The following is a 20,852-nucleotide window of genomic DNA, read 5'->3' as shown; positions in this document are numbered from 1 at the left end:
GATGTCAGCTTAGCGCAACTTTTATACCCAGAACCAGCAGCATGCCGCCGAGCAGTTTATCAACCACTTTCTGAGCCTTCGCCAGCCCACTGCGCACTGGGGCGCTTTGGATTAGTAGCACCAGTAGTGGCCACCAGATAACCGTCAATCCCACAATGATACCGGCATACCACAGTTTCTCACCCAACCCTGAGTGTACATTTAATACCTGGGTAAACATGGCGAGAAAGAATAACGTCGCTTTGGGGTTGAGCAGGTTACACAGATACCCCTGAATAAATGCCTTACGCAGTGTGGTACTTTGCGGTGTTAACTGGTTCAAATCCATTTTGCTGCCGCCACGAGAAAACAGTGCCTGAAGGCCAACCCAGATAAGGTATGCAGCACCTGCGTATTTCAGTAAGCCAAACAGCCAGGGTGTTGTCGTGATGACTACGGCCAGACCGGCGACACAATAAGTCATATGTGTAACCACACCACAAATCACGCCGAGTGCGGTCATTAGTGCTGCTTTACGTGGGTAGCGGGCGGCATTTTTGATAACCAGGAAAAAGTCGGGGCCAGGAGAAAGCATACCAAGAGCGGCAATGGTTATCACAAACAGTGTGGTTTCAAGCATGGAAGTATCCTGGTAAAAAATAGCGGCTGCACTATATCTTCCTCTGAACAAAAAGGGTAGCCCTCTTGTGGTTTTCTGCCACCAGTATGCAGTCCCGGCAACACTTCAGAGCGGATTGTGGGATACCGCTCAGGGGTAAAATATTTCTGCTTTTTTGCACGGGTCTCCTGGTGACGAAATACCCGGCTTTCCGTATAGTGGCGACAATTTTGAATATTCAGGATGCACTGCATGATTAGTTTGATTGCTGCGCTGGCTGTGGACCGCGTTATTGGGATGGAAAATGCCATGCCGTGGAACTTGCCCGCTGATCTGGCGTGGTTTAAACGCAATACATTGAATAAACCAGTTATTATGGGGCGGTTAACCTGGGAGTCTATTGGCAGACCATTGCCCGGGCGCAAGAACATTGTTCTCAGCCGTACTCCGGGTAATGATGACCGTGTACTGTGGGTAAGTTCAGTAGAAGAAGCGCTTGCGCTGTGTGCTGAAGATCCTGAAGTGATGGTGATTGGCGGCGGGCATGTTTACCAGCAGTTTCTGCCAATGGCTCATCGCCTGTATCTGACTCATATTGATGCTGAAGTGGAGGGCGATACGCACTTCCCTGAATATGAAACGGATGAATGGCAGTCGGTATTCAGTGAGTTTCACGATGCTGACGACAAGAACAGCCACAGTTACTGTTTTGAGATCCTGGAGCGGAATTAACACCATTCACCGAGTGGTTGTTATGGCAAATTAACCAACGCCTGTCGTTTTGCTCAAACAGGCGTTGCTATTATTTCTCGTCTATTTCTCGTCGGAAATTTCCGGGCGTAGTGAGGCCTGATGGAACCAGGTTTTATCTTCCCAGCGCAGGCAGGTTAATGCCCCACCCCAGCAACAGCCAGTATCCAGCGCATACACGCCTTCTGGTGTTCCTTGCCCTTCCAGTGATGCCCAGTGGCCGAAAGCGATACTGTATTCTTCCCGTACCGGCCCGGGTAATAAAAACCAGGGCTTTAGCAGGGAAGGCGCATTGCCTGGCGCATCTTTGCAGTACATATCCAGTTGCCCATTGGCAAAACAATAACGCATTCTGGTCAGTGCATTGGTTGAAAAGCGCAGTCGCGCCAACCCAGTAAGCTGCGGCGACCAGTTATTAGGCATATCGCCATACATGGCATCAAGGAACAAAGGGTAGCTGTCACTGGACAGCACTGCAGATACCTCGCCGGCACAGGCGATTGCGGTAGCTAAATCCCATTGAGGAGTAATGCCTGCATGTGCCATAACCAGTTGTTTGGTTTCATCCACCTGAAGCAATGGCTGGCGGCGAAGCCAGTTAATCAGGGCATCTGCATCAGGCGCTTCCAGTAGCGGAGTGACCAGGTCTTTGGGCTTATTGCGGCTGATACCGGCGTAGACTGCCAATAAATGCAAGTCGTGATTACCGAGCACAATGCGCACACTGTCGCCCAGATTACGGACGTAGCGCAAAACCTCTAAAGACTTCGGACCACGGGCAACCAGATCCCCCGTTAACCACAACGTATCGGCTTCTGGCCTGAAGTTCACCTGGTTGAGTAAGGCTATCAGCTCATCATAACAGCCGTGAACATCACCAATTATGTATGTGGACATAGGCGCTTAATGTATCAGAGTTGGAACGGCCAGGCGGAAAACAGGAATAGCAAGGCGGAAAGCATTACCATTGGCATCAATCATTTCATAATGTCCTTCCATCGTGCCTAAAGGGGTTTCGATAACAGCACCGCTGGTGTACTGGTATTCACTGCCTGGGTCAATATGCGGTTGTTCACCAACAACACCTTCGCCCTGCACTTCGGTTTCGCGCCCATGACCGTTAGTGATTAACCAATAACGGCCAAGCAATTGCACAGGCTCTCGCCCCAAATTGCGGATGGTAACGGTATATGCAAAAACAAAGCGCTCATCTTCCGGGGATGATTGCGATTCGACATAAACACTCTGTACCTGCACACAAACACGGGGCGATGCTGTCATAGCTTAACTCTCCTGCGATGGGGGATTTTCAGCTAAAAAATTAGCCATCTGGCAATATTGGGCAACGGAGACATTTTCAGCCCGCAGCGCGGAATCCACACCCAGTTCAGCCAATGTCTCTGGCGAGAACAAATTGCCTAAGCTGTTGCGCAATGTTTTCCTTCTTTGGTTGAAGGCTGCGGTAGTAATCCGGTTCAGGATATTCAGTGCCTTGACTGGATGGGGCAATGTTGCATGCGGAACCAGCCTGACCACGGCGGAATCCACCTTAGGTGGTGGTGTGAATGCGCCTGGTGGTACTTCGAGCACCGGAATAACCTTGCAGTAATATTGCGCCATTACACTTAACCGACCATACGCTTTCGTGCCAGGGCCTGCAACCAGGCGGTTGACTACTTCTTTTTGCAGCATAAAGTGCATGTCAGCAATGGCATCAGTATAGCTAAACAGGTGGAACATAAGCGGCGTAGAAATGTTATATGGCAGGTTGCCGAATACACGTAACGCCTGTCCTTGTTTTTTAGCCAGTTCAGCAAAGTCCATCGTCATGGCGTCTTGCTGGTAAATGGTTAGTTTTGGCGCAAGGAAAGGGTGTGTTTGCAGACGGGCAGCAAGATCCCTGTCCAGCTCAACAACAGTCAGTGCATCCAGCCGTTCACCAACGGGCTCTGTCAGAGCGCCCAAACCAGGGCCGATTTCGACCAGTGCCTGGCCTTTTTGTGGATTGATGGCAGAAACAATACTTTCAATAATAAATTGATCATTGAGGAAGTTTTGCCCAAAACGTTTACGGGCTAAATGCCCCTGATGGACGCGATTATTCATTGACTCTTTGTAATCATGGTAATGGCGAGATTAAGCGCCGTGATAAAACTACCGACATCTGCTTTCCCGGTACCGGCCAGGTCCAGCGCGGTGCCGTGATCAACAGATGTGCGAATAAAAGGTAAGCCCAGGGTGATATTCACCGCACGGCCAAATCCCTGATATTTTAGCACGGGCAGACCCTGATCGTGATACATAGCCAGGACAGCATCTGCATTATCGAGGTACTTAGGCTGAAAAAGTGTGTCTGCGGGGAGTGGGCCTTCCAGTTTCATGCCTTGTGCACGCAGGCCATCAAGCACAGGTGCAATGGTTTCTATTTCTTCAGTGCCCATATGCCCACCTTCACCCGCGTGAGGATTGAGCCCACACACCAGAATACGTGGCTGAGCGATACCGAATTTAGTACGCAGGTCATGGTGCAAAATAGCAATAACCTGGTGGAGTGAGTCAGCCGTAATGGCATCGCTGACGGCTTTGAGCGGCAAGTGGGTGGTCGCCAGTGCGACACGTAATGATTCTGTCGCCAGCATCATGACCACTTTTTCACAGCCTGCCTGCATCTGGAAGAATTCTGTATGACCAGTGAAAGGAATGCCCGCGTCATTGATAACGCCTTTATGCACCGGGCCGGTTACCAGTGCTGAAAACTCACCCTCAATGCACCCTTGCGCCGCCCGGGCGAGTGTTTCAGTGACATAAGGGCCATTGTCTTTAGCAAGGTGTCCGGGAAGAGACGGTGTATGCAAGGAAACAGGCAAACAAGTCAGTGAACCAGCTTGTTGGGGCAGTGGTGCTTCATTAGCCTGATAATTGCGTAGTACCAGCGGCAGGTTCAGTGCCCGAGCCCGGGACAATAACAGTTCAGGGTCTGCGCAAACAACCAGTTCAACTGGCCAGGCCCGTTGCGCCAGTTCGGCAACTAAATCAGGGCCAATCCCGGCAGGCTCGCCGGGAGTGATCACTACTCGTGCTATTTTCACTTAAATATCCAGATTAATTATCCAGGATTTTCACATACGCGCTGGCGCGTTGTTCCTGCATCCAGGTTGCCGCTTCTTCTGAGAACTTACGGTTGAACAGCATACGATAGGCCCTGTCTTTTTGTGCTTCATCAGTTTTATCCACACGACGGGTATCCAGAAGTTCAATCAGGTGCCAGCCAAAAGAAGAGTGGACTGGCTGGCTAATTTGCCCTTTTTGCAGGTGCATCAAAGCATCGCGGAAAGCCGGGTCGTAAGCGTCAGGAGAGGACCAGCCCAGGTCGCCACCCTGGTTTGCTGAACCAGGATCATCAGAGTTCGCCCGTGCAGCCGCGGCAAAGGTTGTTTTCCCGCTACGGATATCTGCAGCAATTTGTTCCAGTTTTGCACGCGCCTGCGCATCGCTCATGATAGGAGAAGTTTTAATCAAAATATGGCGCGCATGGACTTCCGTGACAGAAATATTCTGGGACTGCCCACGGATATCGTTCACTTTCAGGATGTGGAAACCCACACCGGAACGAATCGGGCCAATAATATCGCCTTTCTTCGCTGTGCTGAGTGCCTGAGCAAAAATCGAGGGGAGTTCCTGAATACGCCCCCAGCCCATTTGCCCACCTTTCAGTGCCTGCTGATCGGCGGAATAGGTAATTGCCAGTTTGGCAAAGTCGGCACCGTTACGCGCCTGACTGATAATATCTTCAGCCTGGCTTTGTGCCTGGCTGACTTGCTCGGCGGTTGGGTTTTCAGGTAATGGGATCAGGATCTGGCTCAGATTAAGTTCAGTGCTGGCATCATTCTGGTTGCCTATTTGTTTTGCCAGTGCATCCACTTCCTGAGGCAGGATAGTGATACGACGGCGTACTTCGTTATTACGCACTTCAGAAATAAGCATTTCTTTACGGATCTGCGCACGGTATGTGTTGTAGTTCATGCCGTCATAGGCCAGACGGCTACGCAGTTGGTCCATCGTCATATGGTTTTGCTGGGCAATATTAGCAATGGCCTGATCCAGTTGCTCATCGCTGATTTTAATGCCCATTTTCTGGCCCATCTGCAGCACTATCTGATCCATGATGAGTCTTTCGAGGATCTGGTGGCGAAGGGTGTTGTCGTCAGGAAGTTGTTGCCCGGCTTCACCTGCGTTCATTTTTACGGACTTCATCAGTCCGTCAACATCACTTTCCAGTACTACGCCGTTATTGACAACAGCCACCACTTTATCAACAACTTGTGGAGCTGCAAAACCGGTATTCACCAACAGGGCCAGCGCGATACCAGGAAGCAGCGTTCTCCAGTTCATCATAGGTTTTCCATTTCTGATTAACCGCAATGCGGATTATGTTTCAAATCAATCAAGACTACAGTGAGCTTTGATACGGCAGAATGTTGGAGCGCAACATTTGATGCGTGCCAAGGCCATAGTTAGAACTCAGCCCACGCAATTCAATGTTGAAACCAATCACGTTGTCATACTTACTTTGGTTGTTCTGCCAACCATTAATTTTCCTTTCATAGCCAACGCGAATTGCGTAGCAGCAGGAGTTATATTGCAAAGCCAGCATTTGGTCAGCTGGTTGGCTTGCTTTGGTATCGTAGTAGTACGCACCGACAACAGACCAGCGATCAACGATTGGCCAACTTGCAGCCATTCCCACCTGAGAAATCCCGTTTTCATACTGCTCGCTGGTTGAGTAAGCTGGCAGTGTTGCCTGAATATATTCCGGGCTGGCATAACGGTAAGTAAACTGTACCATCCGGTCAGCATCCTGGCGGTATTCCAGTGAACTGCTCCCGGTCGCTACGTTTTCCATACGGGTATCATACTCTACGCCCCCCCGTAATCCCCAACGGTTTGAAATACGCCAGTAGGAGTCACCGGCCCAGACAACCGCCCCAGTCTGGTGGTCATTATTTTCCCAGTTGATGTTGTCATCGCCAGTACGGGAACGGGTGAAATAGTAGATTTGACCAACAGAAGCGTTAAAACGTTCCACTGAATTTTCATCATAAATACGGGTTGTGACACCAGTCGACACCTGGTTTGCTGACGCGATGCGGTCCAGACCACCATAAGTCCGGTCGCGGAACAGACCCGTATAGTCAGATTGCAGGAAAGCGGAATCGTAGTTGTAGATATGGCTTTGATCGCGATAAGGAACGTACAGATACTGTGCGCGTGGTTCCAGTGTTTGGGTATACCCCTGGCTCCAGTCCATATTCCGCTCGAAAACCATTTTCCCGTCAACCTTAAACTGCGGCATTACCCGGTTAACATTGTCTTTGAGTGCCAGAGATGTCGCACTGTTACCAGCATAAGTGCGGTATACATCAAGATTGGTCTGCTGGTAGTGAGTCGCCAGTAGTTTCGCTTCGGTATCCAGGCTACCCCAATCATTGGACAACGGCAGGTCGATAGTCGGTTCAATATGCAGGCGAGTTGCTTCCGGGTAGTTGCTGTTCACGTTGGTGAACTTCACCGCCTGGGCATACAGATGGGTATCGAACGGCCCAACATCATTTTGGTAGAAGTTAAGGTCCAACTGCGGCTCCGCACGGTAAGAGTTACTACTGGCTGTGTCGAAGACCTGGAACTGTTTTGTTGATAATGTGGCATCAAAGTTTTGTACTGCGTAACCCACGCTGAAAATCTGGGTGGCGTAACCATCCGTACTGGAACCGTATTGGGAGTCGAAATTGTTAAAGTAATGAGGGTCGCTCACTTTGGTGTAATCGACGTTAAAGCGCCACACCTGGTCCAGTACACCGGAGTGGTTCCAGTAGAATAACCAGCGGTGCTTGTTATTTTCACTGGGGTAATCATTCTGGTAAACACTATCGGATGGCAGGTAGTCAAATTCGACCAGACCAGCCCCGGCTTGTGTTAAATAACGAAATTCGTTCTGCCACTGGATATTACCGCGCTTTTCCATGTAATGCGGCGTGATGGTGGCATCAAAGTTAGGCGCGATATTCCAGTAATAAGGGAGTGAAAACTCAAACCCGTTGGTAGAGCTATATTTCGCATTTGGGATAAGGAAACCCGAACGGCGTTTATCGCCAATAGGCAGTTGCAGATACGGGCTGTAAAATACCGGCACCGGGCCCAGTTTAAAGCGGGCGTTCCAAATTTCAGCAACCTGTTCCTGGCGGTCCTGGATGACTTCACTGCCTTGAATGCTCCAGGTATTGGAGCCTGGCAGACAAGAGGTGAAGGTGCCATTTTCCAGAATGGTATAGCGATTATTGTCACGCTGTTTCATCAGGTCGGCTGTACCACGGCCCTGCCGCCCGACCATTTGATAATCGCCATCCCAGACATTTGTGTCTTTAGTGTTGAGGTTAGACCACGCTTTCGGACCTTTCAGGATGATCTGATTGTCATCATAGTGCACATTACCCAGTGCATCGACAGTCCTGACCGGTGTAGTTTGACCTTCCACCTGTTTTTGATGAAGTTGTACTTCGTCAGATTGCAGGCGGCTGTTACCCTGTGCAATGTCAACATTTCCGGTGAAAGTCGCGTTGTCAGGATAATTACCTTTTGCATGATCGGCATTGATTGTTACGGGCAGATCATTAGTATCGCCCTGAACCAACGGGCGATTATAACTGGGCACACCCAGCATGCACTGTGATGCGAGATCGGCGGTAAATCCTTGTTGGCTGTACAAAGCCGAACCGATAAGGGTTGCCAGCAAGGTGGGAATACGTTTTTTCATACGTGTTTTTCGTTGTTCTGTCATCAGGGACTAAGCGTAGGCAAACGGAGAGAGACTAACGTAGTCGTTATCATAGTGCCAGTGTTAATCCAGCCTGTTTACACGCCTGTTATTAGGCTCAGTTATGAATGACAGGTATGATAAATGAATTTCGGTCTGACAGCATGACCATTTGGGGAGTATATGCAGTATTGGGGAAAAGTGATTGGCATTGCGCTGGGAATCATCTTCGGCGGCGGGTTTTGGGGCGCAATTGGCGGTTTGCTGATTGGTCACTTATTTGACCGCATGCGCATGCGCTCTGCCTGGTTTACCAGTCAGCAACAGCGGCAGTCGATGTTCTTCAACACCACGTTTGAGGTGATGGGGCATTTGACCAAGGCCAAAGGACGTGTAACGGAAGCAGATATCCATGTTGCGTCACAATTAATGGAGCGGATGCAATTGCATGGTGACTCGCGGGTGGCTGCTCAGCATGCATTTCGCGTCGGTAAAGGTGCCTCTTACCCGCTGCGTGATAAAATGACACAACTGCGCAGCGTATGTTTTGGTCGTTTTGACCTGATTCGGATGTTTCTGGAAATTCAGATTCAGGCTGCTTTTGCCGATGGCTCGTTGCACCCGAAAGAGCGCGATGTTCTGTATGTAATTGCTGAAGAACTGGGGATCTCCCGGCTACAGTTTGACCAGTTTTTGCGCATGATGCAGGGCGGGGCACAATTTGGTGGCGGGTATCAGCACTCTTCTTCCGGGCAGCAGGGCGGCTACCAGCAAACGCAACGTGGGCCGACTTTGCAGGATGCATGCAATGTCCTCGGGGTGAAATCATCTGATGATGCGACAACAATCAAGCGGGCGTACCGTAAATTGATGAGTGAACACCATCCGGACAAGCTGGTGGCGAAAGGGCTGCCGAAGCAGATGATGCAAATGGCTAAACAGAAAGCCCAGGAAATTCAGCAGGCTTATGATTTGATCAAAAAAGAAAAAGGGTTTCGCTAGCCTGGCGGTTTTTCAACCCTGGCAGAAGTAAAATAGCCCGGTAGTCAGCCGGGCTCAGATTGATGAAAAAGAAGGAAAAAGCGTGGTTTTTCCTTCTTTTTAGTTAGCGGGCGAAAATCAATGAATTGATTTTCCTGGTTTTTTATCGGGTGACACCCTCTGGTTCTGTGCGGACATGAGGTTTGTCATCAGACTCAGCCCGGTGGTTAACCGGGCTGTGGGTCAGAAGTCTGCAAGCGCCCGGAATGTCATGCTGTTGCCAAAAGCCGGGTGTGTAATGGTCAGCGATTCTGCGTGTAACAATAAGCGCGTCGCCATTGCCCGGGCTTCGGGCGTGGCATAAAACTTATCACCCAGAATCGGGTGCCCCAGCGCCTGCATATGAACACGCAACTGGTGCGAGCGCCCGGTAATGGGGCGCAGAATCACTCTGGCCGTCATATCTGGCGCATACTCCACTACTTCATATTCAGTTTGTGCGGGTTTACCCGTTTCAAAGCAGACTTTTTGTTTGGGGCGGTTAGGCCAGTCACAAATCAGTGGTAAATCAACGATGCCTTCCGCTTTCTCCGGATGCCCCCAAATTCGGGCCACATACTGTTTCTTTGGCTCACGTTCCCGAAACTGACGCTTGAGTTCACGCTCCGCCGATTTGGTTAACGCCACAGCGATAACACCGCTGGTGGCCATATCGAGCCGGTGAACAGATTCGGCAGTGGGATAATCGCGCTGAATCCGTGTCATTACGCTGTCTTTGTGTTCTTCCAGCCGTCCGGGTACGGAAAGCAGCCCGGATGGCTTGTTCACCACCATAATATGCTCATCCTGATACAGAATGACCAGCCACGGGTCTTGCGGCGGAGAGTAAAACTCCAGCATCGTTGTCATTTCCTTACTGGTGTGTGACCACAATCAGGCGCAGCGCGTCGAGCCGCCATGAGGCTTCGGACAAACTCTCCAGTACTTGCTGGCGGTTATCTTCAATGGCACTCAGTTCGTCGTCGCGAATATTGGGGTTAATGGCTTTCAACGCCTCAAGGCGTGATAACTCGGCAGACAGTTTATCGTCAGCCTCTTTTCTCGCCGCATCGATTAACGCCTGTGCCGCTTTCCCTACTTGCTCTTCGCCATGCTGCAAAATCCCGTGTACATCCTGCTGGACGGCATTGATAAGCTTGCTGCTGGTGTGGCGGTTCACTGCGCTTAACTGGCGGTTAAAGCTTTCGAATTCCACCTGCGCTGCCAGGTTGGTGCCATTTTTGTCCAACAGCATACGTACTGGGGTCGGTGGCAGGAAACGCTGCAACTGAAGTTGTCTGGGTGCTTTGGCTTCAACGACATACACCATTTCGACCAGCAGGGTGCCAACGGGCAGTGCTTTGTTTTTCAGTAAGGAAAGCGCGCAACTGCCGGTATCGCCAGACAGAATCAGATCGAGTCCATTACGAATTAAAGGATGCTCCCAGGTGATGAATTGCGCATCTTCACGGGAAAGCGCGACATCGCGGCTGAAGGTAATCGTGCAGCCATCTTCAGGCAAGCCCGGGAAATCTGGTACCAGCATATGGTCAGATGGCGTCAGGATAATCATGTTATCGCCTTTGTCATCCTGGTTGATGCCAATAATGTCGAACAGGTTCATGGCAAAATTCACCAGCGCAGTATCATCATCCTGTTCGGCGATTTCATTGGCCAGCGCCTGGGCTTTTTCGCCACCGTTGGAGTGAATCTCCAGCAGGCGGTCACGGCCCTGTTCTAACTGGGTTTTCAGTGCGTCATGCTGGGTGCGGCAGCGGTGAATCAGCTCAGCAAAGCCTTCTTCGTTTTCGGGTGCTGCCAGGTAGCCAATCAGTGATTCACAGACGTCATCGTAAATGGCGCGGCCAGTTGGGCAGGTATGTTCAAAAGCATCCAGCCCTTCGTGATACCAGCGGACCAGAATGGATTGCGCGGTATTTTCCAGATATGGGACGTGAATCTGGATGTCGTGTGCCTGGCCAATACGATCCAGACGCCCGATGCGCTGTTCAAGTAAATCAGGGTTAAATGGCAGGTCAAACATCACCATGTTGCTGGCAAACTGGAAGTTACGCCCTTCAGAACCAATTTCCGAGCATAACAGCACCTGTGCGCCGGTATCTTCCTCAGCAAACCAGGCGGCTGCACGGTCACGTTCAATAATTGACATACCTTCATGGAAGACGGCTGCGCGGATCCCTTCACGTTCACGTAACACCTGCTCCAGTTGCAGTGCTGTCGCTGCTTTGGCGCAAATAACCAGAACTTTTTGTGAGCGATGGCTGGTGAGGTATCCCATCAGCCAGTCAACCCGCGGGTCAAAGTTCCACCAGGTGCCGCTGTCGCCTTCAAATTCCTGGTAAATCTGTTCCGGGTAGAGCATGTCGCGCGCACGTTCTTCCGCCGTTTTACGCGCACTCATAATGCCAGAGACTTTTATAGCCGTTTGATACTGAGTGGGTAATGGCAGACGAATAGTATGGAGTTCACGCTGTGGAAAGCCTTTCACACTGCTGCGGGTGTTACGGAACAGCACCCGGCTGGTGCCGTGGCGGTCTGTCAGCATGGAAACCAGTTCCTGGCGGGCTGCTTCACTGCTTTCGCCACCACTATTAGCCGCTTTCAGTAACGGTTCGATATCCTGTTCGCCAATCAGTTCGCTCAGTGTATTGAGGCTTTCATCACTCAGATGGTTACCTTCAAGTAACAGAGAAACGGCATCGGCAACCGGGCGGAAGTTATTTTGCTCGGCAACAAATGCTTCGTAATCATGAAAACGGCTTGGGTCTAACAGGCGCAGGCGGGCAAAATGGCTTTGCATGCCAAGCTGCTCTGGGGTTGCAGTTAATAACAGCACGCCTGGTACGCGTTCAGCCAGCTGCTCAATTACCTGGTATTCGCGGCTTGGGGCTTCTTCGCTCCATACCAAATGGTGAGCTTCATCCACCACCATTAAATCCCACTCGGCTTCGCACAGGTTTTCCAGACGCTGCTTGTTGCGGCGCACAAAGTCCAGTGAGCAAATAATCAGTTGTTCGGTATAAAACGGGTTCTCGCTGTCGTGTTGCGCTTCTGCGTATCGCTCATCGTCAAACAACGCAAACCGCAGGTTAAAGCGGCGCAGCATTTCCACCAGCCACTGATGTTGCAGGGTTTCCGGGACAATGATCAACACACGTTCAGCAGCGCCACTCAGCAATTGCTGGTGAATTATCATACCGGCTTCAATGGTTTTCCCCAGACCGACTTCATCGGCAAGTAACACGCGGGGGGCATGGCGACGACCTACGTCGTTGGCAATATGTAACTGATGTGGTATCAGGCTGGTGCGCATACCACGCAGGCCACTCCAGGGCATGCGGTATTGCTCGCTCTGGTATTTCCTGGCACGAAAGCGCAGTGCAAAACGGTCCATGCGGTCAATTTGGCCGGCAAACAGGCGATCCTGTGGTTTACTGAACACCAGTTTACTGTCCAGCAGTACTTCACGCAGTATGACGCCACTTTCCTGAGTGTCTTCACGGGTACCCAGGTAGGCGAGTAATCCATTCTCTTCCTTGACTTCATCCACTTTTAACTGCCAGCCCTCATGGCTGGTAATGGTATCCCCAGGGTTAAACATCACGCGGGTGATGGGGGAGTCATTCCTGGCATACAGACGATTTTCTCCGGTTGCTGGGAACAATAATGTCACCATGCGGGCATCAATTGCTACTACTGTTCCCAGTCCCAGTTCGCTTTCCGTATCGCTGATCCAGCGCTGACCAAGTGTAAAAGGCATAAATATTCGGCTCTGTTGTATATCTAAAAGTTGCAGGCAATAGCATTACAGCCGTCGGCACAGGGCGGCGGCACGTTGAAGAATTCGGTTATGAGTTGTGGGATATGACCCGGAAAGGGCGCTATGGTAATGGATGGCAACGCATTCGTCACCTGTCAAAATAACCCAAGTTGCCCCGTTAACAGTGTAGCAAACTCCTTACCAAGGAAAGGTAAAATTCCTTCGGCAATAGGTTGTAGCTGCCGGGTAAGGTAGTGTTCATAGTCCAGTGGCGATTGCGCAAGCCCGGCGGGCTCTGGTCCTTGTAATGTCCAGACATATTTCACTGTGCCTCGCCCATTATAGCGCGGAGGCCGCCCGGCGCGGCGGTCAAATTCGTTAGCAAGCCGTGCGGCTCTGGCATGAGGAGGAATATTCCTCTGGTAATCATCCAGTGGCCGACGCAGCCGCTTACGGTATACCAGTTGGTCATCCAGTTCGCCAGCCATCAGGCGGGCAATAGTCTCGCGAATATAATCTTCATAAGGCTCGTGCAGAAAAACACGTTGATAGAGATTTTTCTGGAAGGTTTGTGCAAGGGGAGTCCAGTCTGTGCGTACGGTTTCCAGCCCTTTAAACACCAGTTGCTGTTTACCTTCGCGTATAACCAGGCCTGCATAACGTTTTTTACTCCCCGTCTCGGCACCGCGAATTGTGGGCATCAGAAAACGGCTGTAATGGGTTTCGTATTCCAGTTCCAGCACACTCTCCAATTGTTGCGTTTCACGCAGGTGATCACGCCACCACTGATTGACCAGACTGACCAGGCGCCTGCCAGCAGCATCAGCTGCCTCTTCGCTGTGCGCTTGTTTCAGCCAGACGAAGGTAGAATCTGTATCGCCATAAATCACATCAAAACCTTGTGATTCAATAAGTTCTCTGGTCTGACGCATAATGGCATGGCCACGCATCGTAATCGATGAAGCCAGTTGGGGGTTAAAAAATCGGCAGGCGGAAGTACCCAGTACACCATAAAATGCATTCATCAGGATTTTCAACGCCTGCGACAATGGGGCATTTTTTTGCTGTTTGGCTCGCTCCCTGCCTTGCCATATTTGGCTGACGATTTCAGGCAGGCAATGTTTTTCACGGGAAAACCAGGCACCAAGAAACCCTTCAATCGCATGCTGTTCATCAGAATGCAACTGGCCTTCCACCAGCCCAACCGGGTCGATAAGAAATGTGCGAATAATTGACGGGTACAGGCTTTTAAAATCCAGAACCAGCACCGAGTCATACAGGCCAGGCCTGGAGTCCATAACATACCCGCCGGGGCTCGCCTGAGGCGGAATTTCCCCCAGGTTAGGCGCAACATAACCGGCCCGGTGCATACGTGGAAAGTAGAGATGGCAAAACGCAGCAACAGATGCGCCATGCCTGTCTGCCTGCAGACCATTAACCGCAGCGCGTTCCAGTAAAAACGGCATGATGTCGGTGTGCCTGAAAATACGGGTGACCAGCTCGCAATCTTTTAAATTGTATTGTGCCAGCGCCACTTTATCCTGCTGGAACCGCCGGTCTATTTCTGCCATGCGATCCCAGGGATCGTCAATGTCTTTACCTTCACCCAGTAACTCCTGGGCAACTGATTCCAGTGAAAAAGAGGGAAAACTCCAGAAAGCGGATTTCAGCGCTTCAATACCGTCAACCACCAGGCGGCCGGGAATTTGTGCGAAAAAATACCCCTGGTTATAGCCATGTTCACGCCACTCAATTTCACGCTGTTCCCTGCCTGGTAGCAGACGAACGCCGTATTTATCCGCCTGTTTTTGCAAGATACGTAAATCGAACTGAATCACATTCCAGCCGATAATGACATCCGGATCATGCTCAGCAATCCACTGATTCAGGCTGTGAATAAGGCCGGCTCTGTCAGGAATAAAGGTCAGTTGAAAATCAGTTGGGGCAAGGGGCTCTGGTGGGTTGCCCAGCATAAATACCTGGCGTAGCCCACAGCCTTCAAGACCAATGCAGTAAAGCTCGCCATGCCGGTTAGTTTCGATATCCAGAGAAACCCAGCGTAAATTTGGGCGGTAATCGGGGTGTGGCTTCATTTTTGCCTGGTGAATTCGCTGTGGCTGGTGTTCACCATCAACCCAGACTGGCGCGGTAATGAAACGTTCCATCAGGTAACGTTCGGGGGGGCGAATATCCGCTTCATAGACTGTAATACCGGCTTCGCGCAGCACTTTTTCAATGCGTAATAACTGCCGGTATTGTTGGCAATAGAGCGCACACACGGGCTGGTGGTGGAAATCCTTTAACGGCAGTGATGCCCAGCGCAGATGTGATTCATTGCCCAGCAGTGCCTGAGCGCGCGCCCTCTGTGATTCTGGAATGAAGGCAGTTGATTGCTGGTGGGGGAGCCGGGCACAGACCGGCCCGGCATCAGTTGCCAGCCAAAATTCAATCTCTGTACCTTGCGGGGTATCCCGCCAGTGCCGGGTCAGAACAAAACCGGCTCTTGCCTGTGACACTCAGGTTTCCCTCGTAATAAACGGTTTTCAGTATACCCTGAAAACCGTAGTGTCACTGCATTTATGTACAGTATTTCTGGCAGGCAGCGTGATTACTGGCCGTAATACGCCCTGGCCCCATGCTTGCGCAGGTAATGTTTATCGAGCAGAGTTTGCTGCATATCGGGTAATTGTGGGGCCAACTGGCGGCAAAAAATGCCCATATACGCAACCTCTTCCATCACAATGGCGTTGTGTACGGCATCCAGCGCATTTTTACCCCAGGCGAAAGGCCCATGGGAGTGCACCAGTACACCTGGCATCTGGTTTGGGTCGGTACCGTGTTGACGGAAGGTTTCCACAATAACCTCGCCAGTTTGCCACTCATAGTCACTATTGATTTCGTCGTCGGTCATTTTACGGGTGCAGGGGATTGAACCGTAAAAATAGTCCGCATGAGTGGTGCCTGTCGCCGGAATGCTTTGGCCAGCTTGTGACCAAATAGTGGCATGGCGTGAGTGGGTATGAACGATACCGCCAATATCAGGGAATTGCTGATACAGGATGCGGTGAGTTGGGGTATCTGAGGAAGGTTTCTTATTTCCTTCAACTACTTCGCCAGTTTCCAGACTCACGACCACCATATCTTCAGCTTTCATCACGGTGTAATCCACCCCTGAGGGCTTAATAATAAAAACACCGGCTTCGCGGTCAACCGCACTGACATTACCCCATGTCAGGGTAACCAGATTGTGTTCAGGCAAAGCCAGGTTGGCTTCAAGTACCTGACGTTTTAATTCTTCAAGCATTGTTATCCTCCAGAGAAAAGAAGGGCCAACCCTAAGGCTGGCCAAAGTTCCCCTGTTACTACCGTTTAAAGCTGTAATACATTTCGTTCCAGCGCAGCGCATCTTTAAAGGCAGGAAGACGTGTATCGTTATCAATTACAGCCAGTTCAATATCGTGCATTTCTGCAAACTGGCGCATATCGTCCAGGTTAAGTGCCTGACTGAAAACGGTGTGGTGAGCGCCGCCAGCCAGAATCCAGGCTTCAGAGGCTGTGTTCAGGTCTGGCTGTGCTTTCCAGAGTGCATTGGCAACCGGCAGTTTTGGCAGCGCGTGAGGTGCTTCAACCGCATCAACACAGTTAACCAGCAGGCGGAAACGGTCGCCCATGTCTATCAGACTGGCGTTGATGGCCGGGCCTGTTTTGGTTGAGAAAATCAGGCGGGCCGGATCTTCTTTACCGCCAATCCCCAGGTGCTGTACATCCAGAAGTGGTTTTTCTTCGGTGGCAATGGAAGGGCAGACTTCCAACATGTGTGAGCCAAGCACCATATCGTTACCGGGCTCAAAGTTGTAAGTGTAATCTTCCATAAATGAGGTGCCGCCCTGCAGACCGGTTGACATCACTTTCATAATGCGAAGCAGGGCGGCGGTTTTCCAGTCGCCTTCACCAGCAAAGCCGTAGCCTTGCTGCATCAGACGTTGAACTGCCAGACCGGGCAGTTGTTTCAGGCCGTAGAGATCTTCAAATGTTGTGGTAAACGCGTGGAATCCACCTTGTTCCAGGAAGCGCTTCAAACCCAGTTCAATACGTGCAGCATCAATAACGTTTTGGCGTTTATCGCCATTGACTTGCGCCGCAGCACTCAGGCGGTAACTGCTTTCATATTCATCAACCAGTGCATTGATATCTCCCTGGCTGACTGCATTAACCACACTCACCAGATCGCCAACCGCGTAGTAGTTCACGGAAAAGCCGAATTTGATTTGTGCAGCAACTTTGTCGCCGTCGGTCACCGCAACTTCACGCATGTTGTCACCGAAACGAGCCACTTTGATATGACGGGTATTCTGTTTGGATACCGCCTGACGCATCCAGGAGCCAATGCGTTTATGGGCTTCACCATCCTGCCAGTGGCCCGTTACCACACTGTGTTGCTGGCGCATTCTCGCGCCGATGAACCCAAACTCACGGCCGCCGTGCGCGGTCTGGTTCAGGTTCATGAAGTCCATATCCATGGTGTCCCACGGAATTTGCGCATTAAACTGGGTGTGGAATTGCAGTAATGGCTTGGTCAGAATTGCCAGTCCGTTGATCCACATTTTGGCTGGAGAGAAGGTATGCAGCCAAACCATCATCCCGGCGCATTTTTCGTCGTGATTTGCTTCACGGCAAATTGAGGTGATTTCATCTGGTGTGGTGCCAAGCGGTTTCAGTACCAGTTTGCAAGGGAGCTTTGCCTCTGCGTTCAGCGAGTTGACAACATGTTCTGCATGCTGGGTAACCTGACGTAAGGTTTCCGGGCCATATAAATGCTGGCTACCAATCACAAACCACACTTCATATTGTTCAAAGATATTCATTATTCTGTCCTTAATGTGTCAGGGCGGTTTCATCTGTCTTCTTGGCAGACGATGACGCCGTTACAGAGGGGAGATAGTGCTGTTCTGCGCTGGAGGCCCAGGCCAGGTAGCGTTGATATAACTGTTCAAAGCGCTCTGCGCTGACTGGTTTTGGCTGCAGGGTTTTTTCAACATTGCTGGCCATGGCTTGTTGCGCGGCTGGAATATCGCTGTGTGCGCCTGCGGCAACGGCCGCGAAGATAGCTGCACCCAGAGCGCAACACTGGTCTGAAGCAACGATTTGCAGTGGGCGGTTAAGCACATCGCAGCAAACTTGCATAATGACAGGGTTTTTACGGGCAATACCGCCCAGCGCCATTACGCCATTAACCGGAATACCTTGTTCTGTAAAGCACTCCATAATTGCGCGGGCACCAAATGCCGTGGCTGCAATAAGGCCTCCAAACAGCGCCGGAGCATCAGTACCCAGGTTCAGGTCAGTAATGACACCTTTCAGTCGCTGGTTGGCATTGGGGGTTCGGCGGCCATTAAACCAGTCGAGCACTACCGGGAGGTGATCAAGTGCCGGCTCTTTCGCCCAGGCTTCAGTCAGTGCAGGGAGTAATTGTTTTTTACTGGCCTGTAAGGTGTCTTTTAATTCAGGATGTTGCGCAGCTAATTGATCCAGTGGCCAGCCCAGCACCCGGCCAAACCAGGCATAAATATCGCCAAATGCAGACTGCCCGGCTTCCAGGCCAATAAAGTGCGGCACCACGCTGCCATCTACCTGACCACAAATGCCTTTGACTGCCCGGTCACCTACCGTGTGTTTGTCAGCAATCAGAATGTCGCAGGTAGAGGTCCCGATAACTTTCACCAGTGTATTGGCCTGTGCCCCTGCTCCTACCGCCCCCATATGGCAGTCAAACGCGCCACCGGAAACCACTACGGTTTGTGGTAACCCCAGGCGTTCAGCCCATTGGGCAGATAACGTGCCAACAGGAATATCGGCAGTCCAGGTATCAGTAAATAGTGGGTGAGGCAGGTGTTTATTGATGATGGGATCCAGCTCATCGAAGAAACTGGCAGGAGGCAACCCGCCCCAGCTTTCATGCCACAAGGATTTGTGCCCGGCGCTGCAGCGGCCACGACGAATAGCCTCAGGCCTGGTGGTATCGGAAAGTAAAGCAGGGATCCAGTCGCATAACTCAATCCATGAGGCGGCTGCTTTGGCGACGCTCTGATCCGCACGAGTTACATGCAGTATTTTGGCCCAGAACCATTCACTGGAATAAATCCCACCAATGTAGCGTGAGTAATCCTTATGGCCCGGTGCATGGCAAAGCCGTGTGATAGCTTCAGCCTCTTCAACAGCCGTGTGGTCTTTCCAGAGCACGAACATGGCGTTGGGGTTTTCAGCAAATTCAGGGTTCAACGCCAGAACGTTACCGTCTTTATCAATCGGCGCGGGTGTTGAGCCCGTGCTGTCAACGCCAATTCCGACAACGGAGTCCCGCTGTTCAGAAGATAAATTGGCCAGCACGGTTTTTAACGCTTTCTCCATTGATTCAATGTAATCAAGAGGGTGATGGCGGAACTGGTTTTCCGGGGCATTGCAATAGCGCCCTTCCTGCCAACGTGGATACCACTCCACACTGGTTGCCAGCTCGCTGCCTGTGACGGTATCGACTGCCAGTGCACGAACTGAATCGCTACCAAAATCGAGTCCCAGCGCTATAGCCATTTTTAATACTCCGTGGATCTGTAAAAAACATATCCAGAACATTAGTTTTCGTAGCTAAAAACAGTCAGGGTGTATTCGCTGATCTTATGGATAAAAATGCTATTAGTCTTCAAATTGTGACCGCACGCAAAAATTTGATGTGGATATTTCTGCCATGCTTATAGACACTTTGGTTATCTGCTAAATGAGTTGTTAATTAAGGTTTATTCGGGTAATAGTTGATCCGAAGCGGTTTTTGGCTGTTCAGTGCTTTCTTTATGGTTTCATAGGTTTACTGTTCTGTAGTAGAACAGTGAATATGGACAAATGGTTTCTCAACTCTTACGCAGGAGTCAAATTCGGTATGGCTGAAACACAAAATGATCCCCTGCTGCCAGGGTATTCATTTAACGCGCATCTGGTTGCCGGGTTAACCCCTATAGAGTCTGGGGGGCCGCTGGATTTCTTTATTGACCGTCCATTAGGTATGAAGGGGTTTATCCTGAACCTGACAGTCAAAGGTGAAGGCGTTATCAATAACAACCATCAGCAGTTTATTTGCAAACCGGGGGATATGTTGTTGTTTCCGCCGGGAGAAATTCACCACTATGGTCGCCACCCTGATTGCAGTGCCTGGTACCATCAATGGGTCTACTTCCGTCCCCGGGCATACTGGCTTGAGTGGCTGAACTGGCCGACAATTTTTGCGCATACCGGTTTTTACCGGCCAGATGAACAACATATTGAAGCGTTCTCTTCTCTGATTCAGCAGGTGATTGATGCGGGTCAGTCTCAGGGGCGTTATGCCGAACTACTGGCGATAAATTTGCTGGAACAATTATTGTTGAAGCGCATGGCGGCTATCAGTGAATCAATGAATCCACCTCTGGATAACCGGGTGCGTGAAGCCTGTCAGTATATCAGCGACCACTTGTCCGACAGCCAGTTTGATATTGCCGGTGTGGCGCAGCATGTGTGCCTTTCTCCCTCCCGGCTGTCACATTTGTTCCGCCAGCAATTGGGGGTGAGTGTGCTGAGCTGGCGGGAGGATCAGCGTATCAGCCAGGCGAAATTGTTGCTCAGTACCACGCGTATGCCTATCGCCAGTGTCGGGCGTAATGTCGGGTTTGAGGACCAGCTCTATTTTTCGCGTGTATTTAAAAAATGCACAGGCGCCAGCCCCAGTGAGTTTCGTGCCGGTTACGAGCAATAAGTGAGTGGGTAAGCCGTCTTTGTTACAACCTCTTAATGTTTCTCGGGGCAGGAATCTTGACCTAATGCTGCCTGCCCCGCAAAATCGCTGTTCGTAAGTCTGACGGACATTT

Annotated in this window: 16 protein-coding genes; 3 read left to right on the top strand and 13 right to left on the bottom strand. The window is 50.9% G+C overall.

Annotated features, from left to right (window positions below; genetic code table 11):
• Nucleotides 1–4: 4 nt before the first annotated feature.
• A complete protein-coding gene (locus MPHASIOC01_RS22870; RefSeq protein ID WP_064598738.1) occupies nucleotides 5–619 on the bottom strand; it encodes a LysE family transporter in 615 nt (204 codons plus the stop codon).
• A 231-nt stretch (nucleotides 620–850) separates the two neighbouring features.
• Here MPHASIOC01_RS22870 and folA point away from each other — a divergent pair, with 231 nt between their 5' ends.
• Complete coding sequence (gene folA / locus MPHASIOC01_RS22865) at nucleotides 851–1,330, top strand: type 3 dihydrofolate reductase (RefSeq protein ID WP_064598740.1); 480 nt, start codon at nucleotides 851–853, stop codon at nucleotides 1,328–1,330.
• A gap of 81 nt (nucleotides 1,331–1,411) precedes the next feature.
• On the opposite strand, the gene apaH is transcribed toward folA, so the two are convergent.
• From apaH to lptD, 6 genes are read right to left on the bottom strand one after another with little or no spacing between them, the layout of a single operon-like run.
• A complete protein-coding gene (apaH, locus tag MPHASIOC01_RS22860; RefSeq protein ID WP_064598742.1) occupies nucleotides 1,412–2,245 on the bottom strand; it encodes a bis(5'-nucleosyl)-tetraphosphatase (symmetrical) ApaH in 834 nt (277 codons plus the stop codon).
• A gap of 6 nt (nucleotides 2,246–2,251) precedes the next feature.
• Entirely contained in the window at nucleotides 2,252–2,629 is a 378-nt protein-coding gene (gene apaG, locus MPHASIOC01_RS22855) for a Co2+/Mg2+ efflux protein ApaG (protein ID WP_036106296.1), read from the bottom strand.
• A 3-nt stretch (nucleotides 2,630–2,632) separates the two neighbouring features.
• Nucleotides 2,633–3,454, bottom strand: coding sequence for a 16S rRNA (adenine(1518)-N(6)/adenine(1519)-N(6))-dimethyltransferase RsmA (rsmA, locus tag MPHASIOC01_RS22850; protein ID WP_064598744.1), 822 nt, complete (start codon nucleotides 3,452–3,454; stop codon nucleotides 2,633–2,635).
• Nucleotides 3,451–4,437 carry a 4-hydroxythreonine-4-phosphate dehydrogenase PdxA gene (gene pdxA / locus MPHASIOC01_RS22845; RefSeq protein ID WP_064598746.1) on the bottom strand — a complete coding sequence of 329 codons (987 nt, stop codon included), beginning with the start codon at nucleotides 4,435–4,437 and terminating at the stop codon, nucleotides 3,451–3,453. The genes rsmA and pdxA overlap by 4 nt, the downstream gene beginning before the upstream one ends.
• 13 nt (nucleotides 4,438–4,450) lie before the next feature.
• Nucleotides 4,451–5,743 carry a peptidylprolyl isomerase SurA gene (gene surA, locus MPHASIOC01_RS22840; protein ID WP_353613346.1) on the bottom strand — a complete coding sequence of 431 codons (1,293 nt, stop codon included), beginning with the start codon at nucleotides 5,741–5,743 and terminating at the stop codon, nucleotides 4,451–4,453.
• Between the two features lie 55 nt (nucleotides 5,744–5,798).
• Nucleotides 5,799–8,159, bottom strand: coding sequence for an LPS assembly protein LptD (gene lptD, locus MPHASIOC01_RS22835; RefSeq protein ID WP_353613345.1), 2,361 nt, complete (start codon nucleotides 8,157–8,159; stop codon nucleotides 5,799–5,801).
• 183 nt (nucleotides 8,160–8,342) lie between these two features.
• Between lptD and djlA the strand changes: the two genes are divergently transcribed.
• A complete protein-coding gene (gene djlA / locus MPHASIOC01_RS22830; RefSeq protein WP_064598752.1) occupies nucleotides 8,343–9,161 on the top strand; it encodes a co-chaperone DjlA in 819 nt (272 codons plus the stop codon).
• 222 nt (nucleotides 9,162–9,383) lie between these two features.
• On the opposite strand, the gene rluA is transcribed toward djlA, so the two are convergent.
• The 6 genes from rluA to araB all read right to left on the bottom strand — a co-directional run bounded on the left by rluA (nucleotide 9,384) and on the right by araB (nucleotide 19,548).
• Nucleotides 9,384–10,040 carry a bifunctional tRNA pseudouridine(32) synthase/23S rRNA pseudouridine(746) synthase RluA gene (gene rluA, locus MPHASIOC01_RS22825; RefSeq protein ID WP_064598754.1) on the bottom strand — a complete coding sequence of 219 codons (657 nt, stop codon included), beginning with the start codon at nucleotides 10,038–10,040 and terminating at the stop codon, nucleotides 9,384–9,386.
• A gap of 13 nt (nucleotides 10,041–10,053) precedes the next feature.
• On the bottom strand, nucleotides 10,054–12,960 hold the full coding sequence (rapA, locus tag MPHASIOC01_RS22820) for an RNA polymerase-associated protein RapA (RefSeq protein WP_353613344.1): 2,907 nt from the start codon (nucleotides 12,958–12,960) through the stop codon (nucleotides 10,054–10,056).
• A 155-nt stretch (nucleotides 12,961–13,115) separates the two neighbouring features.
• Complete coding sequence (gene polB, locus MPHASIOC01_RS22815) at nucleotides 13,116–15,476, bottom strand: DNA polymerase II (RefSeq protein WP_353613343.1); 2,361 nt, start codon at nucleotides 15,474–15,476, stop codon at nucleotides 13,116–13,118.
• 92 nt (nucleotides 15,477–15,568) lie between these two features.
• A complete protein-coding gene (gene araD, locus MPHASIOC01_RS22810; protein WP_353613342.1) occupies nucleotides 15,569–16,264 on the bottom strand; it encodes an L-ribulose-5-phosphate 4-epimerase in 696 nt (231 codons plus the stop codon).
• A 58-nt stretch (nucleotides 16,265–16,322) separates the two neighbouring features.
• Entirely contained in the window at nucleotides 16,323–17,825 is a 1,503-nt protein-coding gene (gene araA / locus MPHASIOC01_RS22805) for an L-arabinose isomerase (protein ID WP_064598763.1), read from the bottom strand.
• 10 nt (nucleotides 17,826–17,835) lie between these two features.
• A complete protein-coding gene (gene araB, locus MPHASIOC01_RS22800; RefSeq protein ID WP_353613341.1) occupies nucleotides 17,836–19,548 on the bottom strand; it encodes a ribulokinase in 1,713 nt (570 codons plus the stop codon).
• A 343-nt stretch (nucleotides 19,549–19,891) separates the two neighbouring features.
• On the opposite strand from araB, the gene araC reads away from it, so the two are divergent.
• A complete protein-coding gene (gene araC, locus MPHASIOC01_RS22795) occupies nucleotides 19,892–20,740 on the top strand; it encodes an arabinose operon transcriptional regulator AraC (protein WP_036106883.1) in 849 nt (282 codons plus the stop codon).
• Nucleotides 20,741–20,852: the final 112 nt, after the last annotated feature.

It is taken from the genome of Mangrovibacter phragmitis (assembly GCF_040429585.1).
Lineage (GTDB): Bacteria > Pseudomonadota > Gammaproteobacteria > Enterobacterales > Enterobacteriaceae > Mangrovibacter > Mangrovibacter phragmitis.
Note: the sequence above shows the minus strand (reverse complement) of the source record. Positions and strands in the feature narration are given on the sequence as shown.

What these genes read in the sequence shown, in the direction of transcription:
- MPHASIOC01_RS22870 (WP_064598738.1), bottom strand. Translation starts at nt 619, where the DNA reads ATGCTTGAAACCACACTGTTTGTGATAACCATTGCCGCTCTTGGTATG.
- folA (WP_064598740.1), top strand. Translation starts at nt 851, where the DNA reads ATGATTAGTTTGATTGCTGCGCTGGCTGTGGACCGCGTTATTGGGATG.
- apaH (WP_064598742.1), bottom strand. Translation starts at nt 2,245, where the DNA reads ATGTCCACATACATAATTGGTGATGTTCACGGCTGTTATGATGAGCTG.
- apaG (WP_036106296.1), bottom strand. Translation starts at nt 2,629, where the DNA reads ATGACAGCATCGCCCCGTGTTTGTGTGCAGGTACAGAGTGTTTATGTC.
- rsmA (WP_064598744.1), bottom strand. Translation starts at nt 3,454, where the DNA reads ATGAATAATCGCGTCCATCAGGGGCATTTAGCCCGTAAACGTTTTGGG.
- surA (WP_353613346.1), bottom strand. Translation starts at nt 5,743, where the DNA reads ATGATGAACTGGAGAACGCTGCTTCCTGGTATCGCGCTGGCCCTGTTG.
- lptD (WP_353613345.1), bottom strand. Translation starts at nt 8,159, where the DNA reads ATGAAAAAACGTATTCCCACCTTGCTGGCAACCCTTATCGGTTCGGCT.
- djlA (WP_064598752.1), top strand. Translation starts at nt 8,343, where the DNA reads ATGCAGTATTGGGGAAAAGTGATTGGCATTGCGCTGGGAATCATCTTC.
- rluA (WP_064598754.1), bottom strand. Translation starts at nt 10,040, where the DNA reads ATGCTGGAGTTTTACTCTCCGCCGCAAGACCCGTGGCTGGTCATTCTG.
- rapA (WP_353613344.1), bottom strand. Translation starts at nt 12,960, where the DNA reads ATGCCTTTTACACTTGGTCAGCGCTGGATCAGCGATACGGAAAGCGAA.
- araD (WP_353613342.1), bottom strand. Translation starts at nt 16,264, where the DNA reads ATGCTTGAAGAATTAAAACGTCAGGTACTTGAAGCCAACCTGGCTTTG.
- araA (WP_064598763.1), bottom strand. Translation starts at nt 17,825, where the DNA reads ATGAATATCTTTGAACAATATGAAGTGTGGTTTGTGATTGGTAGCCAG.
- araB (WP_353613341.1), bottom strand. Translation starts at nt 19,548, where the DNA reads ATGGCTATAGCGCTGGGACTCGATTTTGGTAGCGATTCAGTTCGTGCA.
- araC (WP_036106883.1), top strand. Translation starts at nt 19,892, where the DNA reads ATGGCTGAAACACAAAATGATCCCCTGCTGCCAGGGTATTCATTTAAC.